Origin of the sequence: Streptomyces sp. NBC_01255, from assembly GCF_036226445.1 — a bacterium.
Classification (GTDB): Bacteria; Actinomycetota; Actinomycetes; order Streptomycetales; family Streptomycetaceae; genus Streptomyces.
This window is the reverse complement of sequence record NZ_CP108474.1, coordinates 7,439,140-7,454,912: the sequence shown is the minus strand read 5'-3', so window position 1 is coordinate 7,454,912 and position 15,773 is coordinate 7,439,140. Positions and strand designations below refer to the sequence as shown.

Sequence of the window (15,773 nt, the reverse complement as noted above, 5' to 3'; positions counted from 1 at the left end):
TCGCGCAGGTCTCGGGCACGGCTGTGACCCACGCTTGGGGCCGTCGTTGGCCTGATCGAGTGGCCAGGTCAAACGGAGATCTGCAGCCGTACCCGTTCGTGCGGTTTTCTTGCGATTTTGGAGATCATGGCAATGATTGGGGGTTTTATGATCTCGTTGATCATTACGTAGCTGATGGATTACGGACCGTGCGACCTGGGGTGTCCGGGTTCCGGGCCGATGAGGGGAACCGGGCTTGAGCGAGATCGATTTCGACGGCGACACCGACACGGTGTGGGACAGCTACCTCCTCGACAGGCTGGTGGACCCGGACGGGCTCAACGACGGTGACGGCCGCGCGCCGAGTGCCGCGGGGCTCTACCTCGTCGACGAGGACGGCGAGGAGGTCCTGGGTGCGGCGCTCAGCATCCGGGACGCCGACAACTACGACGACGCCACCGACATGTTCGAGACCGACGTGGCGGCGCTGTTCGCCGTGGCCGAGGACGACGCGACTGGCGCGGTGGTGAATGTCGGCGGGGTCGACTACGAGGTCGCGAAGCGGGACGCGGTCGACGTCGGCGGTGACGGGGCGGTGCCGTTCACGTACCTGCGTGCCGAGACGTCGGGCATCGTCCTGGCCGCGCTCCCCGACATGGTGGTGGCCGGCTACTACGACGAGGACCGCAAGAACACGGTGGAGGCCACCGCCGAGGCCGTGGCCGCCTGCGCCCGCGCCCTGCGCGTGGACCTGTCGCTGTAGCGCGACGCGATCCGACCGAACCACCCGACCGAGGAAGACACCGGAGGTAGACGTGCCACCACGTACGAGGACGACCCAGAACACGCCCGCGGCACCCCGCAAAACGAAGAGCGCCAGCGGCGTGAGGTCAAAGAAGCTCACCCCCTTCAACAAGTACATGATCCAGGAACTGGAACGGATCAAGGCGGAGCACCCGGACATCCCGCACCAGGAACGCTTCAAGAGGGCCACCGCGAACTGGAAGGCGGCCAAGGAGAACCCCGCCAACGTCGCGCGCTGACAGGCGCCCCGGGCACCGCCCGTGCCCGCGCAGGCCCCGCGTCCATTAACGCGGGGCCTGCGCCGTACCGATGACGCCGCGACGATGGTTGGGACGATAGCGCCGCCGGCCTCACCTGATTCCGCACATTCCAGCTCCGGTCGAACCCGTTGGACCCAACGGGCCGGCCGAGCTGGCGCGTGTCCGAGGCTCTCCCCGGGGCGGACCCGTCGCCAGGCCGCCTCGGTGGTCATGGAGCGTCGGGCCGGTCTTTTCCGGCTCCGACGACGAGAACACGGGCACGTTCGAAGTCGGCCGGCGGCCAGGCAGTGAGTGTCCTGGGGGCAGCCGGCAGCGTTGGAGTCGTCGTGGAGCTGGTGGAGCAGGCGGGGCCCGGGATCGAAGAGCAGGCGGACCAGATCGCGGAGACGGCGTGCGAGCTCGCGGACGCCACGGCCGGGTGCGGCTGGAGCGTGGCGGCCGCCGACGACGCCCTGGTCGCGATCGACACGCTGGCCGCCGCACTCGCCCAGATCGACCCGGAGGTTCGCGAGGTCCTGGCCGCGGTGACGGCCGCGACGGCTACGGCCCGCCGGCGCCTGGGCCTGCGGGTCGACCCTGAGGCGGATTGCGAGGTGTCGACGTCCGCGACGGTGCCCGGGGTACCCGGACCGCGCACCGGAGGACGGCCTCGAAGGCGCGGTCTGGGCCCGGGATTTCAGGGCATCCGCTGACCGGCCACGAGGTGCGAACGGTCAGCTCCTCGAGGACGTCCAGGACCGGGAACAGCAGGTCCGCCACGGCAGTGACGGCTCTTGTGGCCCCGGCGGTCGGATGGATCGGGCACACAAGGGCGGGGAGTTCGTTGACCAGGGTGAAGTCTCCTCCGACAGGGGCGGTGAGCTTGTCGGGCCCGGTCAGTTTGGTGTGCGTCGTCACGGGGGTGGGGCTGCTGTTGGTGGTGCCGTCGCCGAGCTGGCCACCCCGACGACGGGATGCCTGCCGAGGCATCGGTCCCACTGCCCGCCGGCCGCTGGAGGGTCCGCGCCACACAGACCAAGGTGGACGAGGAGAACTGGGTCGGCCTGGTCCAGCTCCTGCCCGCCGAATCCTGAACGGACAGGGCTTCGGGCCAGCCAGTCCACCGCCGGGGCGAGCTCGCCCGCATCAGCGCCTTCGACCCGAGCCGGTAGGACGAGTTCGCCTTCTTTCGGGCCTCGACGCCATGAGGGGATGCCGTCCGCTGCGGTGAGGCCGATGTCGTCCCACGTGTACCCAGCGTCGGCGAGCATCTCCGCAGCCGTCGCCCGGCCAGGGAAGCGGCCCTCGAGACGCCCGAACTCGGCATCTTCCAGTACAGACAGCTCCGTGGGCGGCGGTGGCTCGCCTTCGGGTGAGTGCTGCGCCGGCCCGCCCCTCGCTCATGCCACGTTCTGGACGAGGGCACCGGCATGTGTGCTGGGATGCGGTCGGCCTCGGCCCCAGAGCGCGAGTGGGCCGCAGTGCTTGGGCCTCATGGCGCATCTGACCTTCGACGCCGCCGAACAGCAGCTGCTTCGCGAAGCAGCGCGCGCGGAGTTCCCCGGGAACCCCGCGCTCGCCTACGTACTCGAGAACCTCGCCGCCGAGGGGATCGACCTGGACCGGTGCCGGGACTGGGACGACATCCGGGCCGAGAAGGGGCTGCCGGAGCAGAGTGACGAGGCCCCGCACGTTGCCTAGGAACTCCCGCGGCCGCGGCCCGAGGATCGTGTTCATCGAGCCGGCCGAGACGCAGGTCCGCTTCCTGACCGTCGAGCAGACCGCCCGCCTGGACACGGCCTTGAACGCGATCGCGGTCGACCCGACCCGATTCGAAGCCGAGCTCGCCACCGTCGACCTGGACGACCTGACCCGCGTCCGCGAGCTCGTTCAGGCGTACCGGCACCGCGTCCTGCTCCGCCGCGACGAGGCGGCCGCGATCGCCCGCACCAACGAGGACGTGGGGGCCAAGCTGCGCCGGAAGCTCGGCGGGGTCGGCGCCCGGTGACCCGCGTTTCACTCCGACGCCGCCGAGAAGATCCTCACCGAGCTCACCGCGCGAGAGCAGACCGCGGTCGAGACTGTGCGCCGCGCCCTTGAGGGGCAGCCCGGGCAGGGGCGGCCGCTGCCCGGCACCGACAACCTGGTCGTTGAAGTGCTGCCCGAGCAGACCGGCGGCCGCGGTGTCTCCGTCGCTACGGGTACGACCGCGAGCTCGACGCTGCCCTGGTCCTGTGGCTCATCGCCGGACCCTGAACCGCACAACGCCTCCCCTCGCCCCTGGAGAACCTCGGGACATGGCCCTCAGCGACATCACCACCACCGGCCTGAACCTCTGGCAGTGCCGCGGCCTGGCAGCGCTGGTAACCCTCGTCTAGCCCTCACTGTTCCTCCTCCATGCGGATGGCCTGCCGCAGCTTGTCAGCGGCTGCGTGGCTCGTGCCCTCGCGCTGCTCGAGCAGTGCCGCAGCGATGGCGTCCAGCTTGCGCTGAACGGCGTGTGTGTCACGCCGTTCGGTGTTCTTCAGCAGGGCAAGCAAGAGGAGGTTGACCGACGTCATGACATCCCCGGCGAAGATCAGCCAGGACAGCGGCGGGTGCACGAGGTGGAGGGCGACGGTGCCGAGGACCAGGAACACACACAGGGCATAGAACAGCGGCGAGCTGGTGACGTTCGATGCCCGCTCGGAGAAGGCAGCGAACCGGTCGCGCCCCGTGCCGCCCCGCTCGGCGGGATGCTCAGTGGTCATGCCCGCCATGCTCCCTGTCCGACACCCGTCGGTACGGGACCACGGAGAGGCAGGCGCGCCTTGTCATCTCTGCAGCCAGTGCTGCTCGTCAACCCAGCCTCAGTGCGGGCGCTGTTCCCATGCGGCGTGTGTGTCGCCGCCGCTCCTTCGGGATCGCCCTCGTCAATGAGCCCCGTCACCGTCGGCGTGACCCTGTAGCTCGTCCGCGTCGCGTAGCAGGTGGATCGTGCCCGGGAGGGTTGAACTCCGGCCCCGGCGCGGAGGCGGCGCCGCTGCGGTGAGCCGTGGGAGGCCGAACCGATTGGTCGTTGGAACGCCCCCTGTGTGGCCCTACACCTCGGTATGGGGCCACAGTCGCTTCCGGAATCGCGCGAGCCCGCATGGGCACGGCTTTCAGGGGGTGGCGGGGCTGGGACTGTCGTTGATGACGTCGTTGCAGGCGGGGTCGGGGTGTGGGGCGACCTGCCGGTCGACGGCGCGCGTCCAGCGGGTGGTGGCCGCGGTCAGGTCGTTGTCGGCGGCGGTAGCGAACCAGATCCAGCCGTCGCCGTACGCCGGATCGGGGACGGTCCCGACGACGTAGCGGTGACCGGGCTCGAGCGGCAGGTAGGACGGCTTCGTCTTCGTGTATCCACCGCCGGCCTGACGGAGGACGGACTGCCCGATGGTCATCGTCGTGGGCGGGCTTCCCTTGAGCCGCTGGGCGACCGTGACCTTCGACAGCAGTGCTCCGCCCGCCGCTTCGTCTCCCTCGCGGTACTCGACCGTGCGGTCGACGGTGACCAGCGCGATCGTCTGGGCGTAGCCGGCCTTGTCCTCGTCGGTATCGGTCGCGGGCAGACACAAGCGATGCGCTTCGGCAGGTGGCCCGCTGCCGGTGGGGGTGTCGAGGGTGGTGTACCAGGCTGCGCCGGCGGTGGTGAGGACCGCGGCGGCGGCCAGGATGGTCAGGGTGGTCCGCTTGTGCTTCACGATCAGCCCCAGATCTTCTTGTAGCCGGCCTTGTCGACCTTGGTGGGTTCGGTGACAGGTGGGTTCGACACGCTTGTCCACATGAGGGAGAAGTGCCGGTCGCCCTTGTGGCACAGGCCGAGCGCGTGCCCGAGCTCGTGTGCGGCGACGGACTGCTGGAAGCCGATCTTGTGGAGCGCGCCGAGCGGGTCGAGGTACTGCTTGTTCAGGTAGATGTAGTCGGTCTCCGCGACCCCGCTGCGGCGGTGGTGGTAGCCGCCGTGCCCGTCCTCCTTTTTGTAGTCCCGCCATTCCAGGTCGTTCACCGTGGTCGCCGTGTCGCCTCGGAGTTTGACTTTCGACAGTGGTGTGGCCTGCCACACCGTCTGCGCGTGCTTGCGGGCCGTGTCGTACTTCGTCGCCTCGGTGTACCGGATCTCCCCATCGTCGACGGACGACTCGGCTCTGCCCTCCGCCTCCCCGCGGATGCACGGCTCCGTGCTTTCGGCCGCGTGGCGGTGACCGGGACGGCCTAGGAGACGGTCGTCACCGTGATGGCGATGCACGTGGCGGCGGTGAGCGCGGGCAGAACACGCAGCGAGCTGGTCATCGGCAGGACGGTTCCTCGGGGTCGGTGGTCGACGGTAGGGCGCGCCGGCCCCGCGCCGTAGCGGGACCGGCATCGACGTCACCTTCGCGGTGAGCGGCGCACGGAAGCGTGAGCGGTGCGTTCGAGGGCGCGAAGCCCGCACCGCTCGACCGAGGAGGCGTGTACGGGGGCCGCTGGTTACGGGGCGGGGGTGTAGTGGACGATCGTGGTCTCGCAGGCCTCGGCGTACACGGTCAGGGCATCGGCCTCGCCCTGGTCGGCGGCAAGGCCCCAGCGAAGCTTGGTGGCGACCCACTCGGAGACGTACCGGCAGTGCGCGTCGGGGAGCGGCGGCATCCACCCCCGCGGGTCCCGGTCGGCCCTCGACCGGTTCGTACGGGCGGTGACGGCGACGAGCGAGGTGGCCGCGTCCCGGTCGTCCGCGTACGCCTCCCGACGCTTTGCATCCCAGTTCGAGGCCCCAGCCGGCAGGGAGCGTCATTCGAACCGTGCGATATTCGAGCCGGATCCGGGGGCCTTGAGCTGGATCAAACTCTTCCGCTGAGCAGCGACACGGAATCCGACGCTGAATGGTCGATCCGCCAACGGCCGCTCCCGCCCGTTGGATGTACTGCCGGACATCCATCGCGACGCCTGGGCAGACCCTGTGACCTGCGTGAAGACCCGGTGAAGAAGATGATCATGGACGAACGGAGGCGCTTAGCCTGCCCGAATGAAACTCATGTTCGGGCGAAGAAATCGCCTTGCCCAGTTCGCACTCGGCGCGGCCGTGGCCGCCTCAGTCCTGCTTCCCGCTCAGCCCGCCCAGGCCGCCTCGGGTCTGGACCCGTTCACCGCGAACTTCAAGCTCACCCGCGTGGACGGGGACAAGACGGGCCTCATCGACTCCGCCGAGGCCGCCGGAGTCGCCAAGGCGTCCGTCACCGACGTCCTGGGCACCCGTACGGGACGTCCGGGACTGTGTCACGCCACCGGACTGAACGGCGCCCTCAAGCCCGACGGGTTCTGCTGGGACGACGAGGACGACCGGTCCAACTACGCGGACGGCGGCGGCGGCTGGATGCCGCAGGGCTTCGCGGGTTCGCATGCCGCCACCGCCGACGGGCTGTATGCGGGCCGCTCCCTCACCGCCACCGCCTGGTACCACGGCACGTGGGTCAAGGACCGGAAGCCGTCGGAGACCGTCGAGGACTACGCGCGGGTCACGATCACGGAGTCGACCGGCGGCCAGGTCAAGTACGGGCACATCGCGCTCGTGGAGCCGGTCAGCGGCAACTTCAAGCCCCTTGAGTACACCTCGCACTCGGACGGCGTCGCCTGGTACGGCAACCGGCTGTTCGTCGCCAACGGTGCGGAGCTCCAGGTCTTCGACCTGACTCGCATGTGGCGCATGAACGACACCACGAGCGCCCTCACCCGCCTGAACGCGGGCAAGACCTCCGCCCGGTTCCACCTCTGGGCCATGCCGCTCGTCGCCCGCTACAGCACCATCAGCACCGCCGCGGTCGACAACGTCTCCACGGCCTGGGTCAACAACAGCCCCCGTGCCTGCGGTCCGGGCGTCAACCAGGAGCTGTGCCTGAGCAGCCTGAGCGTCGACCGTTCCGGCGCGACGCCGGCCCTGGTCTCGGTGGAGAACCGGAACGGCGCGGGTGCCCGCATCGTCCGCTGGCCCCTGTCGGCCCTCGGCACCGGCCTTCCCACCACAGTGGCCTCGGAGACCACGGGCTACACCTCTCCCGTATGGGGCATCCAGGGCACGGCCACGGACGGCACCAACTACTACATGAGCGGTACCTGCCCGACGTACTGGCCGGGCGGCACCGAGCTCTACTCCTGCATCCACGTGGCCAAGCCCAACGAAGCACCGCACGTCCTCACCCAGGCGCCGCAGCTGACCCAGGGCCTGTCCTGGGACCCCCTCGCCAAGCGGCTGTGGGGCGCCAACGAGGCGCTCGTGGACTCCAGCGGACCGCGCAGGGTCGTGTTCAACATCGAGCCCGACGCCGGCAAGCCCGTCGACGGCTGGAGCTGGCTCACCAACTTCCACCAGGCGGGCTCCGTCTGCGCGACACCCCAGGGCAACGGCACCGCCAACGGCACGCCGATCACGGTGTGGACCTGCACGGGAGCGGACGCCCAGCGCTGGAAGTACGAGAACGGCCTGATCGTCCACAAGGCGAGCGGCAAGTGCATCACCCCCGAGGCGAACGGCGCGAACACCAACGGCGCGCTCCTGACCCTGTGGACGTGCAACCCCTCCAGCGACGTCCAGCGGTTCTCCCCCTCGGCCGACGGCAGCGCCGTGAACGCCTACGGCAAGGCCATCACGCCGAAGGGCAACTCCTTCGGCAACGGCGTCTGGCTGACCCTATGGACCCAGGGCAGCCCCACCCCTGACGTCCAGGACTGGGTGGTGAAGGGCTTCTAGCCCCGCACCGGGACTTCCGAGCCCCGCACCCACTCCCCGGACACCGCCAAGGGGCCGGCCCGCGCCGGGGCCGGCCCCTTCGTGATCACGGGGCAGGACGCGCAGACTGGGAGGAGGAGGGACGCACCCCGTACGGGTTCGTCCGCCGTCTCCGTCGGCACCAGGGCGGTCACCATGAGTTACTCCACCGATGACCAGCGGATTCTCGACGCGATCGAGCGCCGCCTCACTCACGACGACCCCGCCCTCGCAACCCGGATCGACGCGCTGAACAACCAGTTCCCCCACATACCCCGCACACCCGAGGGCGGCCGAACCCGGAGACGCAGTCCGCGTGTCGTGGCGGCGGCGGTACTGGCCGTCATCGCCCTGCTGGCGCTCATCCTCACCGTCATGCTGGGCAGCCGCTCCACCCCTCCGACGGGAGTGGACGGCGGGCCCGCCGCGCTCTCGTCTCTATCGGCCTACGACGGCCGCGCGCTCCTGTAGTCGGCGGCCCGGCCCGGTGACGTCGTCCACTACACCCCGGCGCCGTAAGCGTATGGCGTCGTACCTGCTCGTCTCGCTGTACCGGATCTCCCCGTCGTCGACGGCCGACTTGCCCTTCTCTTCCGTCTGACCGCTGACGCACGGGGCCGCCGTCTCGGCCGCGCGGTTGGTCGTGGTCTCGCAGGCCTCGGCGTACACGGTCAGGGCATCGGCCTCGCCCTGGTCGGCGGCAAGGCCCCAGCGGAGCTTGGTGGCGACCCACTCGGAGACGTACCGGCAGTGCGCGTCGGGGAGCGGCGGCATCCACCCCCGCGGGTCCCGGTCGGCCTTCGACCGGTTCGTACGGACGGTGACGGCGACGAGCGAGGTGGCCGCGTCCCGGTCGTCCGCGTACGCCTCCCGACGCTTCGCATCCCAGTTCGAGGCCCCAGCCGGCAGGGAGCGTCATTCGAAGCGTGCGGAATTCCTGCTCCGCCCCGGTGATGGAGCGGTTCGGGTCGGGTCGGGTTGCCTATCGGCGGGGTTGCGGACCGGTCAGGAGGGCTCTGATGGCATTGCGGGCCGGAGGGAGGCCGATGTCGTCGAACCACGAGGTGATGAGGTGGGTGTAGCGCCAGCACGGATCGTGGTCGACGAGAGCGTTCAGGTAGCGGTGTTGGGCAGGCGTGAGCTGGGCTCCCCTGCCGTAGCCGGAAGGGAATGCAGCGGCGAGCAGGGGTCCCCAGTCGTCGGCGATGGTGAGGTTGCTGCAGAACGGTACGGAGGCGAGGGCGGCCGGCAGGAGTTCCTTGAAGTCACTGGTGCGCTCGATGGCCGTCGCCAGAAGGGCGTGGCGCAGGCGGCCTTCGATGTGGGGAAGTGGGTGTCCGGCCCAGGGGTCGGCCGTGGTGGGTTCGAGGAACCAGGAGTCGACGGTCGCCGGGTTGAGCAGAGCCTGGAGGACTGTCCGCGTCGCCTTGGCATTGCCGTTGCAGCCTGGTGATAGGGCCGCGCAGGCACGGATGGCGGGGTCAGGGTCGGCGAGCCAACTGGTGACGTCTTCTCCCCAGGCTCCAATGGTCAAGACCGCGGCAGCGCGTTCACGCCGATCGGAACTCTCGGAGATCAGTCTCTGCAGTACCTGGGTGGCTTCCGGGATCCGGTCGGCCAGGCCGGGAGACTGGAGGAGTGCGGTGGTGGTGCCGAGGGCGGCCTCCCGGACCGTGGGGTCGGCGGCCCGGAGGTGTGGGAGGACGGCATCGCAGATCACGCCGCAGACAGCGCGGACCGCATCGGTGTCCTGCGGATCGTTGCCGTCGTCTTCGCCGGTTGTCTCGCTGTAAGCAGCCGAATCCGCGATCATGGCCAGCCATTCCAGCAACGCCGCGCGCAGGGGCCGAGGCCGTTCATCCCAGGCGGAGTAGTTGTCGTGAATGGTCATGGTGCGGGGATCGGTCAACACCGTTGCCACGTACAGCGCGGCCGGCGCCGTCGCACTGTACAAGGACTCCTGGTGCAGAACGGACATGTCCAGCATGCCCAGCGCTCCCGCTTGAATCTCAGGGTCCTCGTCCAGGAGTTGGACCAGGCGAATCGGTGTGTCCTGCGCTGGGCCGTAGGCGTGCTCCAGCACAGCCCAGTCGGTGTGCTCGAGCACGGTGCGTGGGTCAGGCAGTGGGCCGCGCCCTGCCCCACCGGGAAACGGGTACTCATCCTGGGTTGTCACACGGGAAAGCATCACCCCTGCCACTGACAAGGGCCTGTGGCCGGAACTCGGGAGTGCAGAAGAACCACACTCGCCAGCGATGCAGGCAGCGTGTGGTTCCGTTGTTTGCTTTCCACGGGGACGGCACGAGAGTTGCCGGTGCTGTCAGTGGGTGGGGCTACGGTACGTCGTCGTGGACATTGGTGATCTTGCCTATCGGGTCCGGACGCAGTCCGGCTGCATCCCGCCGCATCTTGTCTCCCGGCTTCTCTAACTCGGCCATGCCGAGGAGGTGGAGTTGTGGGCCGGTCGGGGGGAGTGGCTCTGCGCGCAGGAGTGGGCGCGGCTGTTGGCCGGTCAAGGCTGCGAGGAGCAGGCGCTGGAGGTGCTCGCCCCCTACGTCGCCACGGGCTGGTGGACGGCTGTCAGGACCACTGCGGAACTGCTGGAGAGCTGGGGGCGGGCCGACGAGGCGATCGTGCTGTCCCGATCACGCTTGGAGGCCGGGCACCCGCTGGCACTGGAATTCCACGCACGGCTGCTCGCCCGCCACGGCCGGGACGACGAGGCATTCGACCTGCTGCGACCCCACATTCAGGACTGACCCCTCGCCGCTGCCCTGACCGACGTCGCGGACGACGCCGGCCGGGACGACGAAGCGGCCGCGCTGCTCGCCGCCCAGATCCCCGACGAGCACCGGTGCGACGACCCATGGTGCTGCCGTGCCCTCGACCCCGACATGGCTATCGGACTGCTCGCAACAATCCACGAACGTACGTGGACGGCGTCTTCACCGAGATCGGCAACAAGTACGACTCAGGACGAGGTCTGATCCTTCCCCGCTTCCTTGGAGGAGTCGTTGCGACCGGTCATCGAACGCCGGGAGTTCGGCTCGTACCCCGTATTCATCCCTGCCCGACGTAACCGATCTCCCAGAAATCTCCCAGAGGGCGTAGCGACGCGCTGATGCCACAGCAGAGAGGCCCGCACCTACACGGTGCGGGCCTTGTCTTTCGACACTCTTCTATGCGCGTCCTGCAGGGAGTTCTGGCTTCGCGCCCGTTACTTCGCTAGCGCGCGGCTGATCACCATGCGCTGGATCTCGCTCGTGCCCTCGAAGATCGTGTAGATGGCCGCGTCGCGGTGCATCCGCTCCACCGGGTACTCGCGGGTGTAGCCGTTGCCGCCGAGGATCTGGATGGCCTGGCCGGTGACCTGCTTGGCGACCTCGCTCGCGTACAGCTTGGACATGGAGCCCTCGGCCGCGGTGAAGGGCTTGCCGGCGGTCGCCATCCAGGAGGCGCGCCAGACGAGGAGCCGGGCCGCGTCGATCTGGGTGGCCATGTCGGCGAGCTGGAAGGCGACGCCCTGGTTCTCGATGATCGGGCGGCCGAACTGCACTCGGGTCTTCGCGTAGTCGAGGGCGACCTCGTACGCGGCGCGGGCGGTGCCGACGGCCATGGCGCCGACCGCCGGGCGGGAGGCCTCGAAGGTGGCCATGGCGGCGTTCTTCACCCTCTCGCCACCGCCCGCCTTCGCCTTCTCGCGGGCCCGGGCGAGGCGCTCGTCGAGCTTGGCCTTGCCGCCGAGGAGGCAGTGGCCGGGGACGCGGACGTCCTCCAGGACGACCTCGGCGGTGTGGGAGGCGCGAATGCCGTGCTTCTGGAACTTCTGCCCCTGCGAGAGGCCGGGGGTGTTCGGCGGCACGATGAAGGAGGCGTGGCCCCGGGAGCCGAGTTCGGCGTCGACGACGGCGACGACGACGTGGACATTGGCGATGCCGCCGTTGGTCGCCCAGGTCTTGGTGCCGTTGAGGACCCACTCATCCTTGGCCTCGTCGTACACGGCCCGGGTCCGCATGGCGGCGACGTCGGAGCCGGCGTCGGGCTCGGAGGAGCAGAAGGCGGCGAGCTTGACGTCGTTCGCGTCGCCGTACATCTGCGGGACCCAGGTGCCGATCTGCTCCTCGGTGCCGTTGGCGAGGACGCCGACGGCGGCGAGGCCGGTGCCGACGATGGAGAGGGCGATGCCCGCGTCGCCCCAGAAGAGCTCCTCCATGGTCATCGGGACGCCGAGGCCGGTCGGGTCGAAGAACTGCTGGGCGTAGAAGTCAAGGGAGTAGATTCCGAGCTTGGCGGCCTCCTGGATGATCGGCCAGGGGGTCTCCTCACGCTCGTCCCATTCGGCCGCGGCCGGACGCATCACATCGGCGGCGAAACCGTGCAGCCAGTCGCGGACCTGCTTCTGGTCGTCGTTGAGTTCGAGCGTGAACTCGGCCATAGTTCCCTCCCAGCAGTACGTTACTTACGGTAACAGCAGTCTGTTACCGGCGGGTACGGGCTGTCAACCTGCGGCGGAGCGGTTCGGGCCGCCCGGCACAGGGTGCCGCACGGGTGTTACGTTGCGACAGCCTCACGGAATCGCACGGGCGGGGAGACACGCTTATGGACATCACACACCGGACCACCGACCAGCAGAAGCCCGCGGAACAGCGCAGGCGCGAACTGTTGGAGGCGGCGGACCGGGTGGTGCTCCGGGACGGACCCAAGGCGTCCATGAACGCCATCGCGGCGGAGGCCGGCATCACCAAGCCGATCCTCTACCGGCACTTCGGAGACAAGGGCGGCCTCTACCGCGCCCTCGCCACCCGCCACACGGACGCGCTCCTCTCGGCGCTCCGGGCCGCGCTCGACGCCCCCTCCGACCGGCGCCGCCGCGTCGAGGGCACCCTCGACACGTACCTCGCCTCGATCGAGGCGATGCCGCAGGTCTACCGCTTCCTCATGCACCCGGCGGAGGAGTCGCACCAGTCCGAGCAGGGCTTCGACGTCGGCCGCCACTCGGCCCCACTGCTGCGCCGCATGGGCGAGGAGCTCGGCCAGGTCATCGCCGAGCGTGTCGACCTGGGCCCCGCCGCCGACGTCCAGGCCCGGATCTGGGGCCACGGCATCGTCGGCATGATGCACGCGGCCGGCGACTGGTGGCTCGGCGAGCGCCCCTGCTCCCGCGCCGAACTGGTCAGCAGCCTCGCCGACCTCCTCTGGGGCCGCCTGGCCGAAGCCGACGATCTCCCCGGCGGGCCGGGGTTCTAGCGAGAGCCGCTCAGGCCTCCAGCACGGACGCGTCGCCGCCCCACGGCTGCTTGCGGATCGTGCGCAGCAGACGTGACTTGCGCCACCCCGTCACATGGTCGGCGTAGACCCCGCCCCTCAGGTGGTCGGTCTCGTGCTGGAGGCAGCGGGCGAAGAAACCCGTGCCCTCGATCCGTACCGGAGTGCCGTCCAGCCGGACGCCCTCCACCACGGCGCGGTCGAAACGCGGCGTCGGAGCCTCCAGGCCCGGCAGGGAGAGACAGCCCTCCGCGCCCCGGATCACGTCTCCGTCCGCCTCCACCAACGTCGGATTCACCACATGTCCCAGGTGGCGCGTCTCCTCGTCGTCAGGGCAGTCGTACACGAAGACCCGCAGGCCCACACCGACCTGGTTCGCCGCCAGGCCCACGCCGTTCGCCGCGTACATCGTGGCGAACATGTCCTCGACGAGCCGGGCCAGTTCGGGGCCGAAGTCGGTGACGGGCGCGCAGGGCGCGTGCAGTACGGGGTCGCCGAGCAGAGTCATCGCTCGGACGAGGCCGGAACTGCCGGGGATGGGGCGGTTTCGCATGGCCGTAAGGGTACGGTCCGCCGTGACCAGCCTGTTTCGCGCGCCCTCTCGGCGGTGCCGCTGTTCGGGCTGCTGGCCGGATCTCGATAGGCTGAGCCCGGACCGACGCAAGGAGGAACAAGAACGATGTCAGGACACCCCGGTAATCCAGAGCCGCTGTCGCCGCGCGCCAAGCTGGCCGTGACGGCGGGCAAGGCCGCGGCCGCGGTGTCGCGGGCGGCGGGGCGCGGCAGCGGATCGGTGATCGGCGGCAAGGTCGCGCTGAGGCTCGACCCGGACCTCCTCGGTCGGCTCGCGCAGCACCTGGACGTCGTCCTGGTGTCGGCGACCAACGGCAAGACGACGACGACCCGGCTGATCGCGGAGGCCCTGCGCGCCGCCGGCCCCGTGGTCTCGAACGCGCTCGGCGCCAACATGCCCGCGGGCATCACCTCGGCGCTCGCCGGCGGCTCGGACTCCAAGTACGGCGTCATCGAGGTCGACGAGAAGTACCTCGCCGGCGTCGCCCGCGACACCACGCCCAAGGCGATCGCGCTGCTCAACCTCTCCCGCGACCAGCTCGACCGCGCCGCCGAGACGCGGATGCTCGCCGAGAAGTGGCGCGAGGGCCTCAACGGCACCAAGGCCGTGGTCATCGCCAACGCCGACGACCCGCTCATCGTGTGGGCCGCCTCCTCCTCCCCCAACGTGGTGTGGGTGGCCGCGGGCCAGGAGTGGAAGGACGACGCCTGGTCGTGCCCCGCCTGCGGCGGTGTGATGCAGCGTCCGGGCGACGACTGGTTCTGCGGCGAGTGCGGCTTCCGCCGCCCCGCGCCGAGCTGGGCGCTCAACGGCGACCACGTGCTCGACCCGCACGGTTCGGCCTGGCCGATCCGGCTCCAGCTGCCCGGCCGCGCCAACAAGGCGAACGCCGCCACCTCGGCCGCCGTCGCCGCGGTCTTCGGGGTGCCGCCGCAGGTGGCCCTGGAGCGCATGTACCAGGTCCAGGCCGTCGCGGGACGCTATGACGTCGTCTCGTTCCAGGGCCGCGACCTGCGCCTGCTGCTCGCGAAGAACCCGGCCGGCTGGCTCGAGACGTTCTCCCTCATCGACGGGCCTCCGGCCCCGGTGATCCTCGCCGTCAACGCGCGCGGCGCCGACGGCACGGACACCTCCTGGCTGTGGGACGTGGACTACGGGCGGCTCGCCGGTCACCCGATCATGGTGATCGGCGACCGGAAGCTGGACCTCGCGGTCCGCCTGGAGGTCGCGGGTGTGGACTTCCGTGTGTGCGAGACGCTCGACGAGGCCGTCACGATGGCCCCGCCCGGGCAGATCGAGCTGATCGCCAACTACACCGCCTTCCAGGACGTCCGCCGCCGCGTCGGCAACTGACCCGTAGAGGACATGCAGCATGAGTGACAGCAGCCTGCGCCTGGTCTGGGTCTACCCGGACCTGCTCAGCACCTACGGCGACCAGGGCAATGTCCTCGTCGTCCAGCGCCGCGCCGAGCAGCGCGGCCTCAACGTCGAGCGCGTCGACGTCCGCAGCGACCAGCCGGTGCCGACCTCCGGCGACATCTATCTGATCGGCGGCGGTGAGGACCGGCCGCAGCGGCTCGCGGCCGAGCGGCTGCGGCGGGACGGCGGTCTCAGCCGGGCAGCGTCCAACGGCGCGATCATCTTCTCGGTCTGCGCCGGCTACCAGATCCTGGGCCACGAGTTCATCAACGACCTCGGCGAGCGCGAGGCCGGCCTCGGCCTGATCGACGTGATCTCGACCCGCGGCGAGGGCGCGCGGTGCGTCGGCGACGTCCTCGCGGACATCGACCCGCGGCTCGGGCTGCCCCAGCTGACCGGGTTCGAGAACCACCAGGGCATCACCCACCTCGGCCCGACGGCCCGGCCGTTCGCCCGGACCGTCTTCGGCAACGGCAACGGCACCGGCGACGGCACCGAGGGCGCGTACAACGAGACCGTGTTCGGTACGTACATGCACGGACCCGTCATGGCCCGGAACCCGCAGATCGCGGACCTCCTCCTGAAGCTGGCCCTCGACGTGAACGCGCTGCCGCCGACCGACGACCGGTGGTACGACGCGCTGCGCGCCGAGCGCATCGCGGCGGCCACGCAGCCCGCCTGACGCACCCTCGGGCGCCCGTCACGGGCTCGTACGAACGTACGGTGTCCACTG

17 protein-coding genes and 2 pseudogenes are annotated in these 15,773 nt (G+C 70.0%); 11 read left to right on the top strand and 8 right to left on the bottom strand.

Annotated features, from left to right (window positions below; translation table 11 throughout):
- The first annotated feature begins 235 nt into the window (after nt 1–235).
- From OG357_RS33865 to OG357_RS33845, 5 genes are all read left to right on the top strand, one after another.
- Nucleotides 236–742, top strand: a complete 507-nt coding sequence (locus OG357_RS33865; RefSeq protein WP_329624736.1) for a hypothetical protein — start codon at nt 236–238, stop codon at nt 740–742.
- Between the two features lie 121 nt (nt 743–863).
- Nucleotides 864–1,022 (top strand): hypothetical protein, encoded by a 159-nt coding sequence (locus tag OG357_RS33860; protein WP_329624735.1) that lies wholly within the window; start codon nt 864–866, stop codon nt 1,020–1,022.
- A gap of 347 nt (nt 1,023–1,369) precedes the next feature.
- Complete coding sequence (locus OG357_RS33855) at nt 1,370–1,735, top strand: hypothetical protein (RefSeq protein ID WP_329624734.1); 366 nt, start codon at nt 1,370–1,372, stop codon at nt 1,733–1,735.
- Nucleotides 1,736–2,516: 781 nt separating this feature from the next.
- Entirely contained in the window at nt 2,517–2,723 is a 207-nt protein-coding gene (locus tag OG357_RS33850) for a hypothetical protein (RefSeq protein ID WP_329624733.1), read from the top strand.
- A gap of 28 nt (nt 2,724–2,751) precedes the next feature.
- A complete protein-coding gene (locus tag OG357_RS33845; protein WP_329624732.1) occupies nt 2,752–3,030 on the top strand; it encodes a hypothetical protein in 279 nt (92 codons plus the stop codon).
- 373 nt (nt 3,031–3,403) lie between these two features.
- Here OG357_RS33845 and OG357_RS33840 read toward each other — a convergent pair whose 3' ends face one another.
- The 4 genes and pseudogenes from OG357_RS33840 to OG357_RS33825 all read right to left on the bottom strand — a co-directional run.
- A complete protein-coding gene (locus OG357_RS33840; protein WP_329624731.1) occupies nt 3,404–3,772 on the bottom strand; it encodes a hypothetical protein in 369 nt (122 codons plus the stop codon).
- Nucleotides 3,773–4,165: 393 nt separating this feature from the next.
- A complete protein-coding gene (locus OG357_RS33835) occupies nt 4,166–4,744 on the bottom strand; it encodes a hypothetical protein (protein WP_329624730.1) in 579 nt (192 codons plus the stop codon).
- 2 nt (nt 4,745–4,746) lie between these two features.
- Entirely contained in the window at nt 4,747–5,289 is a 543-nt protein-coding gene (locus tag OG357_RS33830; protein ID WP_329624729.1) for a matrixin family metalloprotease, read from the bottom strand.
- Between the two features lie 221 nt (nt 5,290–5,510).
- Nucleotides 5,511–5,798: pseudogene (locus OG357_RS33825) on the bottom strand (HNH endonuclease); the annotation flags it as partial.
- A 247-nt stretch (nt 5,799–6,045) separates the two neighbouring features.
- On the opposite strand from OG357_RS33825, the gene OG357_RS33820 reads away from it, so the two are divergent.
- Together OG357_RS33820 and OG357_RS33815 are read left to right on the top strand one after the other, a co-directional pair.
- The gene (locus tag OG357_RS33820) at nt 6,046–7,764 is read left to right on the top strand and encodes an RICIN domain-containing protein (RefSeq protein ID WP_329624728.1); all 1,719 of its coding nucleotides are present in this window, start codon (nt 6,046–6,048) and stop codon (nt 7,762–7,764) included.
- A 174-nt stretch (nt 7,765–7,938) separates the two neighbouring features.
- Nucleotides 7,939–8,253 carry a DUF3040 domain-containing protein gene (locus OG357_RS33815; RefSeq protein ID WP_329624727.1) on the top strand — a complete coding sequence of 105 codons (315 nt, stop codon included), beginning with the start codon at nt 7,939–7,941 and terminating at the stop codon, nt 8,251–8,253.
- Between the two features lie 156 nt (nt 8,254–8,409).
- Here OG357_RS33815 and OG357_RS33810 read toward each other — a convergent pair.
- Both OG357_RS33810 and OG357_RS33805 read right to left on the bottom strand, forming a co-directional pair.
- A pseudogene (locus OG357_RS33810) lies at nt 8,410–8,685 on the bottom strand (HNH endonuclease); the annotation flags it as partial.
- A 79-nt stretch (nt 8,686–8,764) separates the two neighbouring features.
- Nucleotides 8,765–9,889: a HEAT repeat domain-containing protein gene (locus tag OG357_RS33805; RefSeq protein ID WP_329624726.1), complete on the bottom strand. Its 1,125-nt coding sequence runs from the start codon at nt 9,887–9,889 to the stop codon at nt 8,765–8,767.
- Nucleotides 9,890–10,235: 346 nt separating this feature from the next.
- On the opposite strand from OG357_RS33805, the gene OG357_RS33800 reads away from it, so the two are divergent.
- The gene (locus OG357_RS33800; RefSeq protein WP_329624725.1) at nt 10,236–10,541 is read left to right on the top strand and encodes a hypothetical protein; all 306 of its coding nucleotides are present in this window, start codon (nt 10,236–10,238) and stop codon (nt 10,539–10,541) included.
- Nucleotides 10,542–10,999: 458 nt separating this feature from the next.
- Here OG357_RS33800 and OG357_RS33795 read toward each other — a convergent pair whose 3' ends face one another.
- A complete protein-coding gene (locus OG357_RS33795; protein ID WP_329624724.1) occupies nt 11,000–12,217 on the bottom strand; it encodes an acyl-CoA dehydrogenase family protein in 1,218 nt (405 codons plus the stop codon).
- A 164-nt stretch (nt 12,218–12,381) separates the two neighbouring features.
- Here OG357_RS33795 and OG357_RS33790 point away from each other — a divergent pair, with 164 nt between their 5' ends.
- Nucleotides 12,382–13,029 (top strand): TetR family transcriptional regulator, encoded by a 648-nt coding sequence (locus OG357_RS33790; protein ID WP_329624723.1) that lies wholly within the window; start codon nt 12,382–12,384, stop codon nt 13,027–13,029.
- Between the two features lie 10 nt (nt 13,030–13,039).
- Here the strand turns inward: OG357_RS33790 and def are convergent, their stop codons facing one another.
- A complete protein-coding gene (gene def, locus OG357_RS33785; RefSeq protein WP_329624722.1) occupies nt 13,040–13,600 on the bottom strand; it encodes a peptide deformylase in 561 nt (186 codons plus the stop codon).
- Nucleotides 13,601–13,726: 126 nt separating this feature from the next.
- Between def and OG357_RS33780 the strand changes: the two genes are divergently transcribed.
- Nucleotides 13,727–14,974, top strand: a complete 1,248-nt coding sequence (locus OG357_RS33780; protein ID WP_329624721.1) for a Mur ligase family protein — start codon at nt 13,727–13,729, stop codon at nt 14,972–14,974.
- Nucleotides 14,975–14,993: 19 nt separating this feature from the next.
- The gene (locus OG357_RS33775; protein WP_329624720.1) at nt 14,994–15,722 is read left to right on the top strand and encodes a type 1 glutamine amidotransferase; all 729 of its coding nucleotides are present in this window, start codon (nt 14,994–14,996) and stop codon (nt 15,720–15,722) included.
- Nucleotides 15,723–15,773: the final 51 nt, after the last annotated feature.

Bases quoted from the DNA above. Each gene is read 5' to 3' on its own strand.
- OG357_RS33795 (WP_329624724.1), bottom strand. From the start codon at position 12,217: ATGGCCGAGTTCACGCTCGAACTCAACGACGACCAGAAGCAGGTCCGC.
- OG357_RS33780 (WP_329624721.1), top strand. From the start codon at position 13,727: ATGTCAGGACACCCCGGTAATCCAGAGCCGCTGTCGCCGCGCGCCAAG.
- OG357_RS33775 (WP_329624720.1), top strand. From the start codon at position 14,994: ATGAGTGACAGCAGCCTGCGCCTGGTCTGGGTCTACCCGGACCTGCTC.
- OG357_RS33820 (WP_329624728.1), top strand. From the start codon at position 6,046: ATGAAACTCATGTTCGGGCGAAGAAATCGCCTTGCCCAGTTCGCACTC.
- OG357_RS33840 (WP_329624731.1), bottom strand. From the start codon at position 3,772: ATGACCACTGAGCATCCCGCCGAGCGGGGCGGCACGGGGCGCGACCGG.
- def (WP_329624722.1), bottom strand. From the start codon at position 13,600: ATGCGAAACCGCCCCATCCCCGGCAGTTCCGGCCTCGTCCGAGCGATG.
- OG357_RS33850 (WP_329624733.1), top strand. From the start codon at position 2,517: ATGGCGCATCTGACCTTCGACGCCGCCGAACAGCAGCTGCTTCGCGAA.
- OG357_RS33815 (WP_329624727.1), top strand. From the start codon at position 7,939: ATGAGTTACTCCACCGATGACCAGCGGATTCTCGACGCGATCGAGCGC.
- OG357_RS33790 (WP_329624723.1), top strand. From the start codon at position 12,382: ATGGACATCACACACCGGACCACCGACCAGCAGAAGCCCGCGGAACAG.